The following is a 21,135-nucleotide window of genomic DNA, read 5'->3' as shown; positions in this document are numbered from 1 at the left end:
CACGAACCGAGCCACGCGATCCCGAAGATCCAGAGAATACGGCCGACCCATCCAAGCTGGCCTCCTGCCCAGCCTGGACCTTGAATCATGATCCGCAGATATCCGGAATCCCGATTCAGCTAAGAGCGGTCACGCTCTAGGAGCCCAACCCAGTCGTTGCTCCTCGGCCTCGGCAGGACGGCCAGAAGCAGACCTTGGGAATTTCGCCCAGGAGCCCTGCCCCGCCGTTGGTGAGGTCCGCTTCTGGTCACAGTGGCTCGGGGCGGCTGATCCGGCGGGCTTGCGATCTCAGGCGGCCGCGAGTTGGGAAAGCAGCGAGTGGTCGAGGATTGAGGACACCGATCCGTCCTCGGCGAGGAAGGCCACCGGCCCATAATTGGTGAACAGCAGCTCGGTGTATTCGGGGAAGGTCGTCATCTCGTGGACGACGTCCAGCGGCTCGTACCCGTAGGCGCCGGCCAGCGCGACACCGGCGCGATATTCCATCCGCCCCTTCAGGACGAAGTACTCACCCGCGCCATAGTGCCGGTGCGCCGGAAAGAAGCTCCCTGGTTGGGCACGGAAGAGAACCGTCCATCGGCCGGTCTCGGCGCTGGTGTACAGCAGGCGGAAGTCGATGCCTTCGACGATCGGCACCCAGGCCAGGGTCCCGCTGTCGATGAGTTGGTCTGCGGGCCCGTTCATGCCGGCTCCATCCTGAATGCGGCCGGCTCGGGCAGACCCTCGATCTGCTGGAGAATGGCCTCTGTGCGTGTGGACATGTGTCGATACCTTGGCTTCGCGGCTCAGGATCCGAACCGAACGGTCAGCTCGACCCCGTAGGTGCGACGCTCGCCGTAATACCGGGGCACGAAGCCGAAATCCCGCAGGTCGGTGGCGTCGATAATGTAGGCCTTGTCGCCCACGTTGCGGACCCAGGCCGCCAGCTCCCATTCGCGGGAGTCCGGCCCCAGGGCGGCGCGCAGATTGACTAGGCCGTAGCGGTCGCCGCTGCTGATCAGGTCGTCCTCGGCGTTGTTGTAGAACTTCTTGCCGGTGTAATTGTACTCGGCGCGCAGGCGGGCCCAATGGCCGGCCCCGACGGGGAATTCGTACTGGACCGAGGCCGAGCCCGAGAACCTCGGCGCCCCCGGCAGGCGGTTTCCCGAGAAGTCGCGCGAACCGCCGGTGACCGGGTCGATCGCCGCGGAGGTGTAGTTCTTGTACTTGGCGTCCAGCACCCCGAAGTTCAGACCAAGGTCGAGGCCGCGGGCGGGAATCGCCAGGATCTCCACCTCCAGGCCCTTGATCGTGGCGTCGGCGGCGTTGTCGAGGATTAGGGCCGGGAGGCCGTTGCCCTGCTGGCTGACGGCCAGCACCTGCAGCTTGGTGTAGTCGTAATAGAAGGCGCTCGAGTTGAACCGCAGCCGCCGGTCGAACAGCGTGGCCTTCACGCCGACCTCGTAGGAGGTCAGATATTCCGGATCGACCTTGGTGCGCTCGGCTTCGCTGAACACGATGCCGATGTTGTAGCCCCCGGCCTTGAAGCCGCGATTGATGCTCGCGTAGGCGAGAACATCCTCCGTCACGTCGAAGTCCAGCGCCGCGCGCCACGAGAACGCCTTCCAGGTGTCGCGGTCGCGCTTCAGCGGGAGGAAGGCGATCTCCGGGCCGTCGGGAATGTTCGCGTCGAACAGGCCTGGGATCAGGTACTCGCGGTGGGTGATCCCCACCTTGTCGATGGTGTAGCGGCCGCCCAGGGTGATCCGCGCGCGCTCGGTGAGCTCATAGGTCCCCTGCCCGAAGACGGCGTAGCTGGTGTTGTCCCGCGTGGCCTCCGTCACCAGCGGGATGGCGATGGTTGGAACCTCGCCCAGCAGGTCGGCCTCGCTGCGGCTGTTGAAGTTCTCGTCGAACACGAAGGCGCCGATGATCCAGTCGAGACGCTCGCCGGCGTACGAGAGCTGGAGCTCCTGGGTGAGCTGGCGGGTGTCGGTCAGGAACTTGATCTCGTCGATACGGACCGGACTTCCGTCCACGTCGACGCGGTTGTCGATGCTGGACTTGTCGTAGCCGGTGATCGACTTCAGCGTGAAGTCGCCGAACACGTAGGCGACGTTCAGGGTGGCGAAGAAGTTGTCGGAGTCGTTGCGCGAGGGGCCGTTGAAGTTCAGGAACCTGATATTGTCCGGCAGCGGGTCGCGGTAGCCGAAGAGGTTGGCGCCGCCCATGGTGCCCACGGGCTTGTTCTCGAGATAGTCGCTGCGGTCGCGGCCGCCGCCGATGCTCAGGCGGGCGTCGATGTCGCCGGGATGGTAGCGAAGGATCACGCGGGCCGCGGCCTCGTCGATGTCGATCGCCTTGCCGCCATTGAACAGGTTGACGCGCTCGCCGTCGCGGCGGCGCACCAGGCCTGCGACCCGGACGCCGAAGTCCTCGGCCAGCGGGATCGACACGCCGGTCTCGGCTTCGAACAGGTTGAAGCGGCCGTAGCCGAACCGCGCCTTGCCTTCCATCACATCGGCCGGGAGGGTCGAGAAATACTGGATCGCGCCGCCGGTGGTGTTCTTGCCGAACAGCGTGCCCTGCGGTCCCCGCAGCACCTCGATGCGGTCCAGGTCCATCAGCGCGAAGATCTGGCTGCCGGTGGAGGCGACCACCACGTCGTCGCGATAGATGCTGACTGGGCCGATGGACGAGGAATTGAAGTCGTTGTTGCCGACGCCCCGGATCGCCAGGTTCGGGACGCCGCCGAAGGTCTTGATCTCCAGGTTCGGAACCTGGTCGCCGATGGAGAGGCTGTTGGTGAAGCCAGCCTCCGTGATCGCCCGCGCGTCCAGGGCGGTCACCGACAGGGGGACATCCTGCAGGTTCTGCGCCCGCCGCTGTGCGGTGACCACGATCTCGGCGATGGCGTCGTCCGGCCCGGCATCCTGGGCGATCGCCGGGGCCGCGGCCAGAAGGGCGATCGGCGCGACAGCGTGGACGAGCCGCAGGCGTAGGTGCTGCATGGAGTTCCCCCGATAATGGCGTCGGGCCCATTGTCCCCGAGGGGTGGACCCGATCATTGCCGACGAGGATAGCGGCCGACCCCCGAGCGTCCATGCGCCTGAGCGCCCGAACTCATGTGTGTGGAGGAACAGGGCCGCCAGGCGCCCACGCCCTCGCCAATGGATTTCACGGCGGACTTGGTTCAGCGTGAACCCAAGCTTGGCCCTGAGGGAACGCGCGCGCGCGCCGCGTTGCGTCCGCCCCGGATCGGCGCCTAGCCTTGGGACGAGGAGACGCACCATTGATCGCCAATGAAGAATCCTGGTCCTCCGCGGCCATCCCGCGTCCACGGCAGCTCCCGGGCTTCCAGGAGGTGCTGGACCGGACGCATTTCCACTGGGACCTCAAGGGCCAAGGCGACGACGGCTTCCTCGCCAAGGTCCATCGCCGCTCGGTCGACGACTTCGTCTTCACCCAGATCGTCTGCGATCCGATCAAGGGCTTCCGCACCGCCAGCGACATCCGCCAGGGTGGCGAGGACTACTTCTGCCTGCTGTTCTTCGACGGCGGCGAATGCGGCCTGCAGCAAGGGCGCAACGAGAGCTGGCTCAGCAAGGACCACATCGCCATCTGGGACAGCGTGCGACCCGCGATGTTCGATGCGCCGGAGGCGATCTGCCAGACCTCCATCCTGATCCCCCATCGCACGGCGACCACCATCGTACCGGGCATCGAGGATATGTGCGGCCAGAGCGTCGACGGCCGGACCGGGCTCGGCGCCATCCTGCTGTCGCACCTGAAGCAGGTCCACGCCATGGTCGACACGATCGCGCCCGGCGACCGGCCGGCCGTGCTCCGCGCTACGGTCGAGCTGGTGGCCGCGGCCTTCCGCCCCACCCTGGCCGACACCTCGGGCTCGACCTTCCGCCGCGCCCTGCTCAACCGGGTCAAGGAGCACATCCTCAACAATCTCGGCGATCCCGGGCTCACGCCCGCCAGCGTCGCCGCGGCGTTCCGGTTCAGTCCGCGCTACCTGCATCGTCTGTTCGAGGAGTTCGACTTCACGGTCGGCGACTGGATTCGCCGCCGCCGCCTGCACGCCGCCAAGGTGGAGCTCGCCAGCCGCACCAGCGACGGCGTCACGGTCACTGAGGTCGCCATGCGCTACGGCTTCTCGGACGCCTCGCATTTCAGCCACGCCTTCAAGCAGGAGTTCGGCGTCGGACCGCGCGACTTCCGCCAGCAGGCGCGCGAGGGCGCTCGCCGTTGAGCCGCCGTTCCCTGTCGCGCAAGCTTCTGCGCGCTCTCGCACAAGCGGGCGAACTGCCCACCCTCTAGGCTGATCCCCAATGCGAGCGGCGCCGAACGCCGCCGCCGGGGAGGACCATGGGGCAGCGACTTGCAGGCAGGATCGCCTTCGTCACGGGGGCGGCGCAGGGCATAGGCGCGGGGATCGCCCGCGCCATGGCCGCTGAGGGCGCCCGACTGATCCTCTCGGACTTGAACGAGGCGGGCGTCACCGCGCTCGCCGCCAAGCTAGGCGCCCGCGCCATCCGCCACGACGTGGCCAGCGAGCGCGACTGGGCCGACGCCGCCGAGTTGGTCGAAGAGGCGTTCGGCCATCTGGACGTCCTGGTGAACAACGCCGGCATCGAGATGGTGAAGCCGGCCTCTGAAACCAGTCTCGACGACTGGCGCCGGGTGATGAGCATCAATCTCGACGGGGTGTTCATCGGCTGTCGCACACTGCAGCCGCTGCTGGCCGCGGCCGGGGCCGCGGGCGCCAGCGCCTCGGTGATCAACATCTCGTCCATCGCCGGCCTGGTCGGCTACCCGAACCAAGCCGCCTACAACACCTCCAAGGCCGGCGTGCGCCACCTCACCAAGAGCCTCGCCATCGAGTGGGCGCACCACGGATATCCGATCCGGGTCAATTCCATCCATCCCGGCTGCATCCGCACGCCGATGCTGGAGCTGGCGGTGGAGGGCTGGATCGCGGAGGGCTCGATCCCCGCCGACGGCGATCCCTGGACCGCCATCGCGGCCCTCTGCCCGATGCGCCGCGTCGGGCGGGTCGAGGATATCGCCCACGGCGCCGTCTACCTCGCCTCCGACGAGTCCGCCTTCGTGACCGGCCTGGAGCTGGTCATCGACGGCGGCTGGGTGGCGCGTTGAAAGGAACAGCCATGTCGACGCTCGAGAGCACGGCCCCAAGCCGGGCCACCAACCGAAACCAGCGGCTCTGGATGTATGCGACCATGGTCCAGAGCCGCCACTTCGAGGCCCTGGTGAAGGTGGCCTACCTCGAGGGCAAGCAGCCACTGTTCAACATGGCCAAGGGCCCGATCCCCGGCGAGATGCACCTCTCGGACGGCCAGGAGCCATGCGCGGTCGGGGTCTGTGCGCACCTTCGCCCGGGCGACGCGGTCACCGCCACCCACCGTCCCCATCACATCGCCATCGCCAAGGGCGTCGACCTCAAGGCGATGGCCGCGGAGATCTTCGGCAAGAAGGCCGGGCTGTCGGGCGGGCGCGGCGGTCACATGCACCTCTTCGATCCGGCGGTGAACTTCGCCTGTTCGGGCATCGTCGCCCAAGGCCTGGGTCCCGCCGTGGGCTCGGCCCTGGCCGCCAAGCTCCGGGACGCCAGCGACATCGCCGTCGCCTTCCTGGGCGAAGGCGCCGCCAACCAGGGGGCCTTCCACGAGGCGCTGAACCTGGCCGCCGTCTGGCAGGCGCCGGTGGTGTTCGTCATCGAGGACAACGCCTATGGCATCTCGGTCGCCAAGCGCGACTGCACCGCCGTCGAGAGCAACGCGATCCGCGCCGCCGGCTACGGCATGCCGGGCGTGCATGTGCCGGGCAACGACGCCGACCGGATCCTTGCGGCCGCCGGCGAGGCGGTGGCCCGCGCGCGCGCCGGCGGCGGGCCGACCCTGATCGAGATCGAGACGACCCGGCTGGAAGGCCATTTCATGGGCGACGCCGAGGGCTACCGCCCGGCCGGCGAGGTCGAGGCGCTGAAAGCCCGCGACCCGATCCCGGCCTACCGCGCCCGTCTGCTGGCGGAGGGCTTCGAGGCCGAGGCGCTCGATCGCGCGGCCGGGGCCGCCATCGCCGAGGTGGACGCCGCCTTCGTCTTCGCACGCCGCGCCGACTATCCCGCGCCCGAGGAGGTGTTCGAGCACGTGTTCGCCGGCGAAGGAGCCAGCCAATGACCACCGCCACAACAACCACCCGCCGGCTCACCATCGCCAAGGCCATGAGCGAGGCGCTGGCCCAGGAGATGGCGCGCGACCCCTCCGTCCTGGTCATGGGCGAGGACATCGGCAAGCTGGGCGGCGTGTTCGGCGCCACCCAGGGGCTGCTGGACCGGTTCGGCCCCGAGCGGGTGCGCGACACGCCGATCTCCGAAACCGCCTTCATGGGCGCCGCGGTCGGGCTGGCCGCCTCGGGCATGCGGCCGGTCGCCGAACTGATGTTCGTCGACTTCTTCGGTGTCTGCATGGACGCGATCTACAACCTCGCCGCCAAGCAGAACTACTTCTCGGGCGGCAAGGTGAGCTGCCCGATGGTCATCATGACCTCGGTCGGCGGCGGCTATGGCGACGGCGGCCAGCACTCCCAGTGCCTCTATGCGACCTTCGCCCACCTGCCGGGCCTGAAGGTGGTGATCCCGTCCAACGCCCGCGACGCAAAAGGCCTGATGCTGTCGGCCATCCGTGACGACAATCCGGTGGTGTTCATGTTCCACAAGGCGCTGCAGGGCATGGGCTGGCTGGGCACGGTGCAGCGTTCGATCACCGACGTGCCCGAGGCCGACTACACCACGCCGATCGGCGTGGCCGCCGTGGTGCGCGAGGGAACCGACGTGACGCTCGTCGGCCTCGGCCTCACCGTGCACCTAGCGCTGGACGCCGCGGCCGCGCTCGCCAAGACCGGCGTCTCGGCGGAGGTCGTCGACCTGCGGACGGTGTCGCCGCTGGACCGCGCCACGATCCGCGCCTCGGCGGCGAAGACCGGCCGGCTCGTGGTCATCGACGACGACTATATGAGCTTCGGGGTCTCGGCCGAGGTGATCGCCACGGTGTGCGAGCACGGCGGGGCGAGGCTGCGTAGCCCGCCGATGCGCATCGCCTATCCCGACATTCCGGTCCCCTTCACCCCGGTGATGGAGCACTTCGTGCTGCCGAACGCCGAGAAGGTGGTCGCCGCTGTGCAGGCCATGCTCGAGGCGGCTCCATGAGCGAGGTGAGGATCCCCGACGACCTCTGGGACGACGACAGCGAGGGCGCCATCTCGGCCTGGCTCTACGAGGACGGCGACCGCGTGGAAGCCGGCGCCGTCATCGCCGAGGTGATGAACGAGAAGGTCGCCGCCGAGCTGCTCGCCCCGGCCTCCGGCGCCCTGGCCATACTGAACCCCGCCGAGGACCCGGTGCGCAAGGGTCAGGTGGTCGCGCGGATCGTCCCGTGAGCGCCGAGGCAGGTGCAACCCGCCTGGCCGGCGTGCGGCGCGTCATCGCCCAACGGATGATGCAGAGCCTCGCCACCACCGCGCAGCTCACCTACCAGACCGACGTCGACATCACCGAGCTGCTGGCCAGGCGCGGTGCGTGGAAGGCCGCCGGCCTGCGGGTCGGCGTAGAGGACTGCGCCATCGCCGCCCTTGCCCGGGCGCTGGTCGAGCATCCGCTGCTCAATGCGACCCTGGAGGGCGAGTTCGTCCGGCTCGAGACCTCGGTGGACGTCTCGGTCGCCATCGCGGTCGGCGGCGGGCTGATGACCCCGGTGATCCGCGACGCCGCCGGGATCGGCTTGGCCGGGATCGCCGCGGCCCGCGCGGACCTTGTGGCGCGGGCCCGCGCCGGCGTGCTCAAGGTCTCGGACATGAAAGGCGGCACGACCACCATCAGCAATCTCGGCCTGACCCCCGTGCGGCATTTCACCCCGATCCTGAACGCCGGCCAGCCGACCCTCCTCGGGCTCGGACGCATCGAGACCCGCCTCGTCCGCGCCGCGAGCGGCGAGATCGTGGACCGCCAGGTCATCGGCCTGTCGCTGACCGCGGACCATCGCCTGGTCGACGGCGAGCCTGCCGGTCGCTTCCTGGGCGAGATCTGCCAGCAGCTCCAGGCCCTCGATGTCTGAACTGGAGGACAGGGTGCGCGCCGCCCTGCTGGCCGAGGCGCCCGAAGCCCTGATGGACGGGCTCGCCGCCTGTCCGCAGGCGGCCATCGACCGGGACCTGGACCTGCTGGAGGCGGCGCTCGGCGGCGAGGCGGCGCGGCGGGTCGTCCGGATCTGGGCCAATCCACGATGTGTCGTACTGTCGAGACGCCTGGCCGCCCGCGGATCACTTGGCGCGGTCGCCGACAGTCTGGCGGGATCCGGCGCCGCCGTCGCCATGCGCGCATCGGGAGGCACGGCGGTCGTCCACCGCCCGGGGGTCCTTAATGTCAGTGTCGTTGCCGTCGACGCGGCCCCAGCCTCCATGGTGCATGCGTACACGGAGCTGACCGGCCTGCTGAGCCGCGCGCTCGCCCGGCTGGGAATCGAGACTCAGCCGGGCGCGGCCGCGGGCGCCTGCTGCGACGGCGACCACAACCTGCTGTGGCGGGGCCGCAAGCTCGCGGGAACGGCGGCTGTCGTGCGTCGGCGCGGCGGCCGAACCGCGCGCCTCGTCCATGCCAGCCTGACCATCTGGGGCGACCTCCGGGACGACCTCGCCTTGGTGGCGCGGGCCGAGGCCTGCCTGACCGTGCGCGGCGACTATGTCCATGGGGCCCATGCAACCCTCGCCCAGGCCATGGCCGAAGTCCGCGGAAAACGGCGGCATCAGGTAGCAAACCCACCTAGAGCGACCTTCCGCTAAGGTATTATTTTTACTAGCTTCTATCCGGCTCGCGTCGCCGATTGATGCTGGGCCAGCGATGAGGCGCTCCCCTAACCCTTCAGCTGGTGATCGGCCACCGGCTGGTCCTTGGCGACCCATGTCAAAGCCCAATCAAGTTATTCCGCTGGGTACAGAACAGCCGAACGTGCTTCACGCCCTCACCCGAAAACGTGCGGAGATTACCGACCCCTACATCTATGTGCACCACTCGGCGGTCATGGGACTTGGTCGTCTCCGGCTGCCGGAGGAGTTCAACGATCGCGCGAGAGCTGCGGTCACCAACGTCCTCCTTGCGCATGAAAAGGACGCGGCGCGCCAGGACCTAGTGCTCGAATGCGCCGAACTGCTGGCAAGCCGGTACCTGTCGGAGGACGACCGCGCCGGCGGTCCCGGCGCCTATCTGGTTCGCCTCCTGGGCAGGATGGAGAGATCCTCGTCCGGACGCTTCAGCTTGGCATCGAGTATTACCCCGATCCGCCCTACGGAGGCTCGGGTCCCGACGCCGCGCCCGAGGAGATCAGGGCCACGATCAAGGCCCATGAATCATCACCTGCCGCCGCGGCCATGATGCGGTCCAGACCACCCTTCCCGGCGGCGCAGCATCCCTGAGCCTTGTGCGTCCAGCCGAGCCGGCCTGAAACGCGGCCGGATGTCCGGATTCTCGACGCAATGCTAGTCGCAGGGGCCGGGCGCCTCAGCCGATCTTGGCCGCGATCCGGTAGCGTTCGCGGCTCTCGGCCGACTTGCGCCTCAGATCCTCGACCGCCTGCGCTTCGGCGACATCCAGCATGGCTTCAAGCAGGCGGTTGAAGTGCTGGCGCATGGCCAGGCGGGCGCCTTGTGGGTCGCGCCGGCGCAAGGCGTCGACGATGAGGCGATGCTCGTCATGCCGCGACTGGCCGTCATGGTTGCAGACCGAAGCGTGGACAGCGCGGACCTCCGGCAATTCGGTGCGCATCCGCCACAAGACTTCCACCACGTGGATGATCGCCGGATTTCCTGATGCCGAGGCGATGGTCTTGTGGAACTCGCGGTCGGCTTCTATCGAGGATTCGTCGTCCCCCGGCGCATCCTCGGCCATGACCGCCAGCAACTCGTCCAGCTTGGCCAACAGAGCCTCCGAAATCACCGGTGCGGCGAGGGCGGCGGCCTCCGATTCAAAGAGCGCGCGCGCCTCGGTCAGCTCAAAGGCGCTGACCTTCGGCAGGTCGCCTCGCGAAGCGACGTCCGGCGTTTCGCAGACATATATCCCCGACCCGCTCTTGATGCGCACCCAGCCCTTGGCTTCCAGGGCCACGGCGGCCTCGCGAACCGCCACACGGCTCACGCCGAACCGTTCGGCGAGTTCTCGCTCGCCCGGCAAGCGCGCGCCGGGGGGGAAAACGCCGCTCTCGATGAGCTGGACGATCTGGTCGGCCAGGTCGTGGAACAGGCGTCGTTTGCTCATGTCTCTCTCGATCGGCCGCCGCCGCCCCCGCGGCGGGGGCCAATGGGAGGCGACGACCGGTTATGCCGCACCGCGGACCGATGGTCCATACCGGAGATCGGACTTCGGCGCCGTCTCTTAGAACCTGTAGCGAAGGCCAAGGTAGTATTTGGCGCCATAATAGTGATATTGCCGCACGCTGCCCCTGACCGGCATGTCGGTGATCTTCGGTTCATTGAATATGTTTAGAGCCTCGGCGCGGAAGGATAGATTGCGATTCACGTCATAGGACGCCAAAACGTCGAAGGTTTCGCTGTCGCGCACGTAACGTAGCTGCGCTTCTCCAGCAATGAATCCAAGATTATACTTGGAGTGAAACTTGTAGATGCCCTGAATCTGGAACGGTCCCCTCTGATAGTAGGCCTGCGCCGACAGCACGTGCTTGGAGTATCCGCTGAGATTGGCCGGTGGGATCATCCCCGACTGGACCTCGCCGGTCACCACATCGACCACATCACCCAGTCGGATGTCGTGGGTCACGAAGTTGGAGTCGGCGTAGTTGTAACCAAGCTTTCCGCCGAACCCGTCAAAGGGAGCGGGCAGCCAGGAGAACCGGGTCGCCAGCGTTAGCTCAAGGCCGTAGATTCGGCTCTCGCGATCGCTGTTGCGGGTCTGGGTCACCGGGATCGTGACCTCGTCGCCGCCGATGTTGAAGCTTTCGTCGAGCACCACCGGCATGAAGCCGCCCGTGAAGCGCTTGTAGTAGACGGCCGCGGCCAGGATGGAGTCGCGGTTGGGGTAATATTCCAGCGAAACGTCCGCGTTCCAGGACATGAGCGGCTTCAGCCGAGGGCTCCCGCTCGCGGAGATAAGGCGGATGGCGTCCTCGACGGAGGAGAAGTCGGCGCCGTCCTCCAGCTGAATGCTCCGGCCTGCTCCGAGATTGCTGGGCGCCGGCCGGGACATGGCGCGGTAGGCGGCCAGCCGCAGCAGGACATTCTCCCGCAGTCCGAAGATCAGGTTTGCGCTCGGCAGGACGCGGGTCGATCCGGTCTCGATGACGACCTTCTCGAAGTCGCCGACCTCGACCAGCCGGATCGAACCGCCAGGGTTGGTGACCACCTGGAGAGCGCTACGCAAACCGGTGGAGGTGACGCTGGTGTCGACGGCCCGCACGCCGAAATTGCCGTAGACGGGAATCGAGCCGAGTTCCGAGCGATAGGAGGCCATCACATAGGCGGACCAGACGTCCTCCTTCACGTCGGCGTTGTCGACCGAGCGCTGGTCGGCGTTGCCGCCGGGATCCTCGACACCCAGGTAACTGCGGAACTGGCACAGCAGGTCGAACGTCGCCCAGGAGCGGATATTGGCGCCGGGCGCATCCCCCAGGTAGTCGCTCTGAGGGAACGGCGTGCGGCAGGCCAGATTGACGTCTCGGTCCACGGCTCGATCGGACTGTGTGAGCTGAACCCGATCGGAGAAGCTGTCATAGGTGAGCCGCGAAAAGCGGACGCCGGCCTCCAGCTTTTCGATGAACCCGTCCAGGTCGTAGTCCACGTCTATACGGCCGGCGAGGATCTCGTTGTTGCGTTCGGATTCGTCGCGGCGCAGCAGCGCATCGTCGCTGAACAGCGCGTGGTCGTTGACGTCGAACCGCGGATCGATGGTGATGGTCGGGGCGAACCCGTTTCGCACGTCGTAGATGTAGGGGACGCGCTGGTTGGCGAGCGGCGTCGGCGCCCCGAAGATGTCCAGCGGGTCCGACCTCAGCCGAGTGGTCCGCTGGAGATCGGACCGCTTGGTTTTCGAGAACGACATGTCGGCGGAGACGGTCAGCCGCTCGCTGGCCTGATAGGAGACGCCGAGCCCGGCGCCGAGATAGGTCTCTTCCCGTCGCAGGAGCGCGGAGATCGCGTCGATCGAGCTAATGCCTTCAACATGGAGCAGATAGCCGGCTGGATCGACAATACGCTCGCGCAGGCCCGCGCGGGTCTCGGCCAGGGTGAGGTCGCTGCGCTCCTCCTCGAACCGCCGCTTCGAGTACTGAAGGTCGAGATTGATGTCCCACCGATCGTCGGGCCGCCATTGGACGGCGCCGAAGAATGCGTCCCTGCGGTCGTTCTCCTGGATCTGGCGAAGGGTGATGCCGTTGGGCGCCAGAAAGAACGGCGTGCCGGCGCTCGCCGCCTGCCGGCTGACCTCCGGGCAGTTGCCCGCCACCGTGACCGTCGCGTTGCAGGCCACCCAGGTGGTGCTCGCAGCATAGGTTTCTTCCGGGTTGTTGACCTCGTTGCGCTGGAAGCCGAGCGCGACGCCCACGTCACCGAGCCCGCGCACCTCGAACTGATCCACATAGCTCGCCGTGCCGCGCCAGCCGAGCCCGTCGTCGCCATGCTGCCGGGTTTGGTAGGGATTGTAGTTGGCCTTTAGGTCGAGCTGGATGCGCCGGCGCCCGTAGTCCAGCGGCTTTAGCGTCTCCAATTCGATTGTGCCGGCGACGCCGCCCTCAACCAGGCTCGCTTGTTGGGTCTTGTAGATCTTGATGCCGTTGACCAGCTCCGAGGGGAACTGATTGAAGTTCACCGCCCGGTCGCCGCTGCCGTTCGAGGCCTCGCGGCCATTGAAGGTGGTGGCGCCCAGGAACGAGCCCAGACCGCGGATGGCGATCTCGGTGGCGCCGCCCTTCTCCCGGTGGCTCGTCGCTCCGGTTATCGTTTCGATCGCCTCGCCGATCGACGTGGCCGGCAGGTTGCCGATTTCTGTCGAGGAGATGGCGTCGACGATCGCCGTCTCGGTCCGCTTCTCGCTGATCGAGGTCTGGATAGTCTCGCGCACGCCGGTGATGACGACCTCGTCCACCGTCGCCTGGACCTGGTCGGCCGCCGCCGCCGGGCTCGCGACCTGAGCCGAAGCGGGCGCGCCCAGCGCCAGTAGCGGAAGCCCCGCCGTCGCCAGCAGCCACACCCGAAGTCTGCGCGTCCGAGCGCTCGACGGTCCCCGCTCAATCATCTCGATCCTCCCCCTTATTGATTGGTTTGGGGGCACGCTGATCAAATCGAGCCAGTTCGTCAAGCCAATTAACGCTTCACTTTATACCTTTTGTTGAGGCCAATTCTCGACCACATATCCATACCAAATGAGCTCGACAGGAGATGTTATGGATGAATCCGAATCCCCGGGCCGCCCCGGCCGGTTCGCCTTCGTGGGCGAGGTCCTCCTGCGGTTCTCGCCGTCGGACCACCGGCTCCTAGCGGAGCCCGGCGCGCTCGATGTCCATGTCGGGGGCGCCGAGGCCAATGTCGCGGTCGCCCTCGCCCGGCTCGGACATCGCAGTCGGATGATCACCGCGCTGCCCTCCGGCCCGCTCGGCGACCGCGCCCTGTTCGCACTGCGCGGCTGGGGCGTCGAGCTCGGCCACGTCCTGCGGACTGAAGGACGCATGGGCCTTTATTTCCTCGCGCGCGGCGCCTCCCTGCGCCCCTCCAGAGTGCTCTATGATCGCGAGGGGAGCGCCTTCGCCACCACCCCGCCGCAGGCGTACGATTGGCCGGCCCTATTCAAGGACGTCGACCGGCTGCACCTGTCGGGCGTCACGCCGGCGCTCGGACCCTACCCGGCCCGTTTGGCGCTCGAGGCGGTCCGGGCTGCGCGCGCCGCCGGCCTCGAGGTCTCCTTCGACGGCAACTATCGCCCGCAGCTCTGGGCGCGCTGGAGCTCCGACCCTCGGGGCATCCTCGGCGATATCGTCCAGGAGAGCGACCTGCTGTTCGGCGACCACCGCGACATAGCCCTGCTCTTGGGCCGCGAGGACTTTGAGGGGCCCGACGCCCGCCGGCGGGCCGTCGAGGCGGCCTTCGCCGCCTTTCCGCGCCTCAAGGCGGTCGCCTCGACCACCCGGGAAATCGAATATGTGGCGCGCCACCGCATCCGCGCGCGAATCGACACCCGGGAGACCTCGCACGAGACGCGCGAGGTTCAGGTGGCCGGCATCGTCGACCGCGTCGGCGCCGGCGACGCCTTCGCAGCCGGAGTGCTTCACGCCCTGGCGTCGGGGCGCGACGCCGATGGCGCCGTCGAGGCGGGCCTCGCCCTGACCTGTCTGAAGCACAGCCTGCCCGGCGATGCGGCTCCCTTCGACAGGGCCGACCTCGCCGCTTTCGAGGCCGGCGGACTCGACGTCCGCCGCTGAGTCCGTGGCCCCCGAGCTCAGCGCACGAGCTGTCCGCGCAGGGCCGGCTCCGTCCGGGCCAGCTCTGTGGCCACCAAGGCGGCAAAGGTTTCCGCGCCGACGTCGCCCAGGTGAGTGTAGTCGAACTTGCGTGAGACGCCGGCCGGCGGGGCCCGGACGGACAGGGTGGAACCGGCCTGGGCCGCGGCCAGCTCCTCGGGCGTCGGCGGCTCCTGCGCCAGTCCGGCGGCGGCCGCCGCGCCCATGGCCCCCACCAAGGCCGCGCTACGCGCGTTCAGGTCGATCAGCGGGACATCGAGCTCCGCGGCGACGGCGCGTGTCTGCGCCGCCCACGGCTCGAGGGTGTTCTGCAGCTCGCCGTTCTTGAACTCGCGGCGGGTCAGCGGCGTCACCAACACCGGCCTGGCGCCCGTGGCGCGGACTTCTCGAACATAGCGGCGCAGGTTGTCGGGAAATTCCTGGGTGCGTTCCGTCCAGCGCTCCGGCTTCGAGGACTGGTCATTGTGTCCGAACTGGATCAGCACGTGGATGTCGCGATAGCCGGGAACCCGGGCCTCGGCGAGCGCGATCTCCCAGGAACCTTCAGCCCGATAGCTGCGCGTGCTGCGGCCGCCTCGCCCTAGGTTCACGCAGGCCACCGACGACTTCACCCGCCGGGCGCAGAACGCACCGCCCCAGCCGCTGTTGGGCGCCAGGGTGGAGTCGCCGACCAAGATGATCTTGTGAGCCTGGATGGCCGGCGCATCCACCCGCTCGGTTGGCCGGGCGTCCTCGGCCAGTGAGCCGCCCGGCGCAAGGGCGAGGGCAAGGGTCGCGATCAGCGCGAGTCGCATGTCTGGATTCTCAGGAAAAGTGGAGGCCGCCGTTCACGTCCAGATTGGCTCCGGCCACGAAGCTGGCGTCCTCCGAGGCGAGGAAGGCCAGGGCCGCCGCCACCTCTTCGGCGCGGCCTTCGCGGCGCAGAGGCGTCCCGGCGGCGATGGTCTGGCGGGTCTCCGGCTTGGAGAAGATGTCATGGAAGCTGGTGCCGATCAGGCCGGGACAGAGGCCGTTGACGCGTATGCCATGCGGTCCGAGCTCCTTGGCGAGCGCTCGCGTCAAGGTCATGAGCGCGCCCTTGGAGGTGGCGTAGGCGATCGCGCCCGGCCCGCCGCCGTCTCGGCCCGCCAGCGAGGACACATTGATGATGCTTCCGCCGCGGGACATGAATGGCCGAGCGGCCCTGGTCACCAGCAAGGCCGATTTCAGGTTCAGCGCCATCACCGCGTCGAAGAAGGCCTCGTCCATCTCGTCCAGCGGCTTGCGGGCGACCATGCCGCCGGCGAGATTGGCCAGGATGTCGATGCGGTCGCCGAAGGCGGCGCGCGTCGCGGCGACAAGACCTTCGACCTCCGTCGATTGGGTGACATCGGCCCTATGCAGAACAGCGACGCCGCCCGCCGCCTCGATGTCGGCGACCGTGGCCCGGGCCGCCGCCTCGTCGGTGCGGAAATTGACGACGACCTTGGCGCCCTCCGCCGCGAGCCGCAGGGATACGGCGCGGCCGATGTCACGCCCGCCACCGGTGACGATGGCGACCTTGTCCTTCAGCCTCATGCCGAATCTCTTCCTTTGACGATGTTGGAGCGCGGCGGGGGCGCCGGAACGGGTTCGATCCGCCCGCCCAGGAGGCAGACCGCGATCAGGCCCAGCGGGATGATGGTGGCGGCCAGCGCAAAGATGGGCGCGTAGGAGTGGGTCGTCATGACCGGCACCAGCCAGGTGGTTAGTAGCGTGCCTGCGACCGCCGCCGCGCCGCTGATCCCGGCCAGTGAGCCGACCGCGCCACCGGCGAAGAAATCGCTGGGCAGGGTCTGGATGTTGTTGATGGCGACCTGGAAGCCCAGCAGGATCACGGCGATCAGGAGCACCGCCTGCAGCGGATCGTCGGCCCTCATGGTCAGCAGCAGCGCTGGCGTCATGATCAGCCCGCCCAGCACGATGGCCGACTTCCGGGCCGCGTTGACCGACCAGCCGCGCCGGATCAAGACGCCGGCCAGCCACCCGCCGCCCAGGCTGCCGATCATCGCGCCGACGAACGGCACCCAACCGAAGAGCCCGATCTGTTTGACGTCGAACCCGAAGGTCTCGGCCAGATAGATCGGCAGCCAGGCCACGAACAGCCACCAGACGGGATCGAGGAAGAACCGACCCAGGATGATACCCCAGCTCTGCCGGTGGCGGAGCAGAGCCCCCCAGGCAGGCGCGTAGCTGCCGGCGGCGGTCCTGCGGGCCTCCTCCCCATCGAAATCGGCGATGTGGCGGCGCTCGGCCTCGGTCAGCCACGGGTGGCGATCCGGATCGCCCCGGTAGATCCACAGCCAGGGTATGAGCCAGAGCACGCCCAGCAGCCCCACCAGGACGAACGTGGCTCGCCAGCCCACCGCGGTATAGAGCAGCGCGACGAACGGGGCGGAGATAATCGCGCCCAACGCCGCGCCGGAATTGAAGACGCCTTGGGCGAAAGCGCGCTCGCGGGCCGGAAACCAGATGGCGTTGGATTTTGTGGCGCCGGGCCAGGCGCCGGCCTCGCTGGCTCCCAGCGTCACCCGCAGCACCGCCAGCACGCCGATCGAGCGCGCCAGCCCATGCAGGGCGATGGAGGCCGACCACACGATGATCGAAAGCGCGAACCCCGCGCGCGTGCCGATCATGTCGAAGATCTTGCCGAAGATGGCCTGACCCACCGCATAGGCGACCATGAAGCCGGTCAGCAACAGAGCGTAGTCGGCCTTGTCTGCGCCGATGTCCTCGGACACCGCCGGCCACATGACCGCCAAGGCGTTGCGGTCGATGTAGTTGATCACGGTGGCCAGGCCGATCATGCCGACGATCAACCACCGCACGCCCGACAGCTTCTTCATTGACGCCCTGTTCCCACCTTCTGGGTCGAGGCGTCGAAGCGCCCGAAGTGACCGCGCCAGCGCAGCGTGCGTCCGTCGACGACCAGTCGATGCTGCAGGTCCGCCGCTGGGTCGTCGGCAAGCGCCAGTATTGTGGTCGCGCCGCCGAGCATCTCGATCACCACCGCCTCGGCGCCCTCGCCGCGGACGTGCCGCAAGGCGCCGATACGGCTGCGGCTCCCGACCGTGGTCTCGGCCGCCCCGTCGTGGCGACCGTGCGGCTCCAGCACCCCGACGAAGGTCACGTCCGCCGCACCGTCCACACGCTGGATCAGCACCGGCTCGCGGCGAAGGTTGAATCGCGGATCGTTGGCGCCGCTTTCGGCGAGGATCGCCCGCGCGCCCGGCTGAGGCAGGAACCGGTAGGTATAGAAGCGGCCGTTCAGCAGCCAGGTCACCGCCGCATTCGCCGCCTCCGGCGCCCCTTCGGCGTCCACCCAAAGGTGCTGATAGCCGTGGCCAGCGCCCAGCACCGGACGCTCGACCGGGTGCGAGTTCAAGGGAAAGCCGATCTCGATCAGGCTCCCGGCATAGTGCAGCGGCAGATCGTATCGCGCCGGCGCCGAGCCGCGGACCCGCAGCAGGTCGACCACGACCGGGCCCTCCAGCCCGTCGACGGACAGTTGGGCCAGGGTGCGGCGGAAAACGACCCCCTCATAGGCGCCAGCCATCTCCGCCGTGCTGACGCGGGTGTCGCCTTCGCCGGAGAAATGCAGCTGCCGTGGCGCCTTCTGTTCAGCCCTGGCCAGCTTGCCGCCGAACTGGCTGGTCTCGTTCACCACCAAGGTGTTGTGGGCGATGGTCTGTTTGGCCCAGCTGGTGTTTTCGGGCAGGTAACGCCCACCCTCCTTCGCCTCGACGTTCAGGAACCGCGCGGCGCCGTAGTCGGTCACCACCGCCTGGCCTTCGTCGTAGAGAATCCAGTTCAGCTTGTCGAAATGGCCATGTCCCATGCCCTGGGCGGTGTTCTTCGCCACCAGCGCCTGAGCGTCATCGCCTGGCCCCGACCGCAGGATGGCTAGGCCCCCCTGGTCGCCGTCCGGTCCGTCGCGCAGCAGCATGGACCGAAACGGAAAGGGCTGGGCCTTGCCCGCGGCCAGATCGCGCGCGACCGCCAGTCCGTCGGGCGAGAGCACCGTCCGCCCCTGCCATCCGGCGATGGACAGCAGCGCCGGATCGGCCGTCGCGCCATAGGCGACGGCGACGGCGTGGTAGAGTTCCTCGGTCTTCAGGCTCTTGTCGGGCAGGGCGTCATTGAGCGGGAAGAAATTGCCGCCATAGGTCTGCTGGATGGCGGCCCGCACCGCCTTCAACAGCAGTCCGCCCCGATGGGCGAAGATCCGGCGCTCGGGCTCATTGTGTTCGACGGCGCGGGCGAAGACGACGAACGGCAGGAGCGCGTAGCGCTGATAGTAGGGGCCCTCGGCGTAGTATCCATCGGGCGAGAACAACAGGTCCAGCTGGCGCAGGAAGCCGGCCCGGCCGCTCTTGTCGAGGCCAAGCAGCGCCTTGTCGACAAGGTCCCGATCCCCCAGCACATAGCCGGTCATGCCGACTCCGGCATTGGCCCAGGTGGCGTGGTTATGGATGCGGTCGAACACCCTCGGCGAGCCCGCCGAATGGAAGGCCGCCATGGGGCGGAACACCCGGCCCTCGATGGTCCTGCGATCCTGCGCGCTCAGCGTCCCGCGCACCGCGTCGTAACCCTGTATGGCGTAGACCAGCCAGACGCTGTCGTTCAGGCTCTGCCAGAACAGCCGGCCCGGTTCCTGGCCCGCCGCAGCCGGATGCGGGCCCAGGCCCGGATAGATCTCCGCATAGGCCAGCAGCATGCGGCGAACATAGTCGGCGTACCTCGCCTCGCCGGTGAGGCCGTACAAGGCGCCCGCGCCATGAATCGCACGATAGTTGCGCTTGTGCTGCTCATGGGTGTAGCCGCCGCCGGGGTCCTTTGGAGCCGGAACCAGGACACCGGCTTCCAGCGCCCGATCGACCTCGGCGCGGGTTCGCTCGAGTTCCTCCCGGAAGAGCGGCCAACGCCCGGCCTCGACCGCCAAGGCGTTCCATTCGGACGCCGCCACGAGCCCCCGAGCCGCCTCGACGGGGGGCCCGCCCTGCGCCGTGGCCTGGCCTGACAGCACGGCCGCGGCGGCGAGACCGCAAAGCGCCCGGACGCCCAGGCTCATCGTGCAAGGCCCTGTTCGCTGTCGATCGGCCGAAGCCTCGGCATGCCCTTCATCCCATCCTCCCGTCGCGGGCCCAGTCCCTTCTGGACCGCGGCTCCGCGTTTGGCCTAACAAGATGGACGGCGCGGCTCAAGTTTTAATTATGCCAATATTGGATTTTGGCCTGCGCTTATATCAATACCAATTGACGGCGCCGGATATTCGCGGGACTTGTTGGCCAGGTGGCCGCCGCTCGGCTCCATAGGTTCTCGCAAGGAGGTGTGGCGTTGCGCCCGAACGCAATCTTGAGCAGCCTGATCGCCGTCTGGGCGATCACCGTGCCTGGGCCGGTGCTATCGGCTCCCGGCCCCACGCCCGCGGCGATCCACAAGGACGTCGTCTATACCTCTCCCGGCGGGCACGACCTGAGCCTCGACGTCTATGTCAGCCCACAGGCTTCGGAGCGGCCGACACCGGTCCTCGTCTATTTCCATGGCGGCGCCTGGTGGAAAGGCGCGCGACCGGAGAACTGGAAGGGTTTTTCGTCCTATCTCTCCGCGGGATTCTCGGTGGTGACCGTCGGATACAGGCTGGCCGGCGTGGCGCGCGCGCCAGCCGCCGTGCAGGACGCCCGTTGCGCGTTGGACTGGGTTGGCGAAAACGCGGAAATCTACGGTTTCGACCCTGATCGGATCGTCCTGATGGGGACCTCGGCGGGCGGCCACCTGGCTCTGATGGCCGGCATGCTGACCGAGGACGACCAGCTGGATCCGCCCGGGTGCAGCGGCCCTCCGCGGCCCGCTGCGATCCTGAACTATTATGGCCCCGCCGATCTCGACATCCGCACCCCTGCCGGTGCGCGTCATCCGTCGGTGGCGCGGTGGATCGGCGACGGCCCCGGCGCGGCAGCCCTGCAACGCAAGCTCTCGCCCAAAAACCACGTGAGGGCCGGCCTGCCGCCGATCTTCATCGTACACGGCGACGCCGATCCCGTGGTTCCGGTAGAAGGCTCGATTCGTTTCAAGAAAAGCCTCGATGCCGCAAAGGCGCCGAGTGCGTTATACGTGGTGTCCGGTGGCGGCCATGGACGGTTCCAGCCCGATCACCAGCAAGAGGTGGAGCGAAGAGTCCTTGCCTTCCTTCGAAGCCACATGGTGCTGACCGAGCCCGAGGCGCCCGGATCCTGACACCGAATCGCCATTCCAAGTTGTCAGAAGCATCCCTCGGTGAGGCCATCGCCCGGATGTAAGGCGTTCGCCAACAGCAATGGCGGGCTCCGCAGTGATGGAGCAGGCGTGCCGCCCGGTGAAATGAAGCCGGCCGGGACCACAATTAGGATCGGCCAACCGGGCGCGGCACTTGCCTGCCCTCACCCGTTCTCCTCAACGACCCGAGCCTTGGGCCAGCGCGCCACCAGGTCGGCGTGCTCGGCCTCGCGCGTCGCCCGCGCCACGTTCAGTCGGGTGTAGACGCGCGCCTCCCCCTTGGCCATGGGCGCCGCACGCGCCTGCGACAGGTCGTTGGTCATGCCGATCACCACGACCTCGA

At 68.0% G+C, this 21,135-nt stretch carries 17 protein-coding genes; 9 read left to right on the top strand and 8 right to left on the bottom strand.

Going from position 1 to position 21,135, the window contains the following annotated elements:
* Positions 1–288: 288 nt before the first annotated feature.
* A complete protein-coding gene (locus Q8Q88_RS05480; protein WP_305674193.1) occupies positions 289–684 on the bottom strand; it encodes a 2,4'-dihydroxyacetophenone dioxygenase family protein in 396 nt (131 codons plus the stop codon).
* Between the two features lie 101 nt (positions 685–785).
* Positions 786–2,990, bottom strand: a complete 2,205-nt coding sequence (locus tag Q8Q88_RS05475) for a TonB-dependent receptor (RefSeq protein ID WP_305674192.1) — start codon at positions 2,988–2,990, stop codon at positions 786–788.
* 281 nt (positions 2,991–3,271) lie between these two features.
* On the opposite strand from Q8Q88_RS05475, the gene Q8Q88_RS05470 reads away from it, so the two are divergent.
* From Q8Q88_RS05470 to Q8Q88_RS05440, 7 genes are all read left to right on the top strand, one after another.
* A complete protein-coding gene (locus Q8Q88_RS05470; protein ID WP_305674191.1) occupies positions 3,272–4,240 on the top strand; it encodes a helix-turn-helix domain-containing protein in 969 nt (322 codons plus the stop codon).
* Between the two features lie 116 nt (positions 4,241–4,356).
* The gene (locus Q8Q88_RS05465) at positions 4,357–5,145 is read left to right on the top strand and encodes a glucose 1-dehydrogenase (RefSeq protein ID WP_305674190.1); all 789 of its coding nucleotides are present in this window, start codon (positions 4,357–4,359) and stop codon (positions 5,143–5,145) included.
* Positions 5,146–5,156: 11 nt separating this feature from the next.
* Entirely contained in the window at positions 5,157–6,188 is a 1,032-nt protein-coding gene (locus tag Q8Q88_RS05460) for a thiamine pyrophosphate-dependent dehydrogenase E1 component subunit alpha (RefSeq protein WP_305674189.1), read from the top strand.
* Entirely contained in the window at positions 6,185–7,216 is a 1,032-nt protein-coding gene (locus Q8Q88_RS05455) for an alpha-ketoacid dehydrogenase subunit beta (RefSeq protein WP_305674188.1), read from the top strand. Before Q8Q88_RS05460 ends, Q8Q88_RS05455 begins: the two co-directional genes overlap by 4 nt.
* On the top strand, positions 7,213–7,446 hold the full coding sequence (locus tag Q8Q88_RS05450; protein ID WP_305674187.1) for a lipoyl domain-containing protein: 234 nt from the start codon (positions 7,213–7,215) through the stop codon (positions 7,444–7,446). The genes Q8Q88_RS05455 and Q8Q88_RS05450 overlap by 4 nt, the downstream gene beginning before the upstream one ends.
* Positions 7,443–8,120: a 2-oxo acid dehydrogenase subunit E2 gene (locus Q8Q88_RS05445; RefSeq protein ID WP_305674186.1), complete on the top strand. Its 678-nt coding sequence runs from the start codon at positions 7,443–7,445 to the stop codon at positions 8,118–8,120. Before Q8Q88_RS05450 ends, Q8Q88_RS05445 begins: the two co-directional genes overlap by 4 nt.
* Before the next feature lie 13 nt (positions 8,121–8,133).
* Entirely contained in the window at positions 8,134–8,844 is a 711-nt protein-coding gene (locus tag Q8Q88_RS05440; RefSeq protein WP_305674185.1) for a hypothetical protein, read from the top strand.
* A 715-nt stretch (positions 8,845–9,559) separates the two neighbouring features.
* Here the strand turns inward: Q8Q88_RS05440 and Q8Q88_RS05435 are convergent.
* Positions 9,560–10,312 (bottom strand): FadR/GntR family transcriptional regulator, encoded by a 753-nt coding sequence (locus Q8Q88_RS05435; protein ID WP_305674184.1) that lies wholly within the window; start codon positions 10,310–10,312, stop codon positions 9,560–9,562.
* Positions 10,313–10,429: 117 nt separating this feature from the next.
* A complete protein-coding gene (locus Q8Q88_RS05430) occupies positions 10,430–13,300 on the bottom strand; it encodes a TonB-dependent receptor (protein WP_305674183.1) in 2,871 nt (956 codons plus the stop codon).
* A 148-nt stretch (positions 13,301–13,448) separates the two neighbouring features.
* Here Q8Q88_RS05430 and Q8Q88_RS05425 point away from each other — a divergent pair, with 148 nt between their 5' ends.
* A complete protein-coding gene (locus Q8Q88_RS05425) occupies positions 13,449–14,480 on the top strand; it encodes a sugar kinase (RefSeq protein WP_305674182.1) in 1,032 nt (343 codons plus the stop codon).
* A gap of 17 nt (positions 14,481–14,497) precedes the next feature.
* Here Q8Q88_RS05425 and Q8Q88_RS05420 read toward each other — a convergent pair whose 3' ends face one another.
* From Q8Q88_RS05420 to Q8Q88_RS05405, 4 genes are read right to left on the bottom strand one after another with little or no spacing between them, the layout of a single operon-like run.
* Positions 14,498–15,313 carry a rhamnogalacturonan acetylesterase gene (locus Q8Q88_RS05420; protein WP_305674181.1) on the bottom strand — a complete coding sequence of 272 codons (816 nt, stop codon included), beginning with the start codon at positions 15,311–15,313 and terminating at the stop codon, positions 14,498–14,500.
* Between the two features lie 10 nt (positions 15,314–15,323).
* Entirely contained in the window at positions 15,324–16,076 is a 753-nt protein-coding gene (locus tag Q8Q88_RS05415) for an SDR family NAD(P)-dependent oxidoreductase (protein WP_305674180.1), read from the bottom strand.
* The gene (locus Q8Q88_RS05410; protein WP_305674179.1) at positions 16,073–17,383 is read right to left on the bottom strand and encodes an MFS transporter; all 1,311 of its coding nucleotides are present in this window, start codon (positions 17,381–17,383) and stop codon (positions 16,073–16,075) included. Before Q8Q88_RS05410 ends, Q8Q88_RS05415 begins: the two co-directional genes overlap by 4 nt.
* Entirely contained in the window at positions 17,380–19,608 is a 2,229-nt protein-coding gene (locus Q8Q88_RS05405; RefSeq protein WP_305674178.1) for an alginate lyase family protein, read from the bottom strand. Before Q8Q88_RS05405 ends, Q8Q88_RS05410 begins: the two co-directional genes overlap by 4 nt.
* Before the next feature lie 284 nt (positions 19,609–19,892).
* Here Q8Q88_RS05405 and Q8Q88_RS05400 point away from each other — a divergent pair, with 284 nt between their 5' ends.
* The gene (locus Q8Q88_RS05400; RefSeq protein ID WP_305674177.1) at positions 19,893–20,774 is read left to right on the top strand and encodes an alpha/beta hydrolase; all 882 of its coding nucleotides are present in this window, start codon (positions 19,893–19,895) and stop codon (positions 20,772–20,774) included.
* Positions 20,775–21,135 lie beyond the last annotated feature (361 nt).

This window comes from Phenylobacterium sp. (assembly GCF_030697925.1).
Lineage (GTDB): Bacteria > Pseudomonadota > Alphaproteobacteria > Caulobacterales > Caulobacteraceae > Phenylobacterium.
The sequence above is the reverse complement of the archived record's forward strand: the minus strand, read 5'-3'. Positions and strand labels throughout refer to the sequence as shown.

Excerpts from the sequence above, each read along its gene's own strand:
- Q8Q88_RS05460 (WP_305674189.1), top strand. The coding sequence starts at position 5,157 with ATGTCGACGCTCGAGAGCACGGCCCCAAGCCGGGCCACCAACCGAAAC.
- Q8Q88_RS05455 (WP_305674188.1), top strand. The coding sequence starts at position 6,185 with ATGACCACCGCCACAACAACCACCCGCCGGCTCACCATCGCCAAGGCC.
- Q8Q88_RS05415 (WP_305674180.1), bottom strand. The coding sequence starts at position 16,076 with ATGAGGCTGAAGGACAAGGTCGCCATCGTCACCGGTGGCGGGCGTGAC.
- Q8Q88_RS05420 (WP_305674181.1), bottom strand. The coding sequence starts at position 15,313 with ATGCGACTCGCGCTGATCGCGACCCTTGCCCTCGCCCTTGCGCCGGGC.
- Q8Q88_RS05435 (WP_305674184.1), bottom strand. The coding sequence starts at position 10,312 with ATGAGCAAACGACGCCTGTTCCACGACCTGGCCGACCAGATCGTCCAG.
- Q8Q88_RS05410 (WP_305674179.1), bottom strand. The coding sequence starts at position 17,383 with ATGAAGAAGCTGTCGGGCGTGCGGTGGTTGATCGTCGGCATGATCGGC.
- Q8Q88_RS05425 (WP_305674182.1), top strand. The coding sequence starts at position 13,449 with ATGGATGAATCCGAATCCCCGGGCCGCCCCGGCCGGTTCGCCTTCGTG.
- Q8Q88_RS05430 (WP_305674183.1), bottom strand. The coding sequence starts at position 13,300 with ATGATTGAGCGGGGACCGTCGAGCGCTCGGACGCGCAGACTTCGGGTG.
- Q8Q88_RS05405 (WP_305674178.1), bottom strand. The coding sequence starts at position 19,608 with ATGAGCCTGGGCGTCCGGGCGCTTTGCGGTCTCGCCGCCGCGGCCGTG.
- Q8Q88_RS05450 (WP_305674187.1), top strand. The coding sequence starts at position 7,213 with ATGAGCGAGGTGAGGATCCCCGACGACCTCTGGGACGACGACAGCGAG.
- Q8Q88_RS05475 (WP_305674192.1), bottom strand. The coding sequence starts at position 2,990 with ATGCAGCACCTACGCCTGCGGCTCGTCCACGCTGTCGCGCCGATCGCC.
- Q8Q88_RS05465 (WP_305674190.1), top strand. The coding sequence starts at position 4,357 with ATGGGGCAGCGACTTGCAGGCAGGATCGCCTTCGTCACGGGGGCGGCG.
- Q8Q88_RS05480 (WP_305674193.1), bottom strand. The coding sequence starts at position 684 with ATGAACGGGCCCGCAGACCAACTCATCGACAGCGGGACCCTGGCCTGG.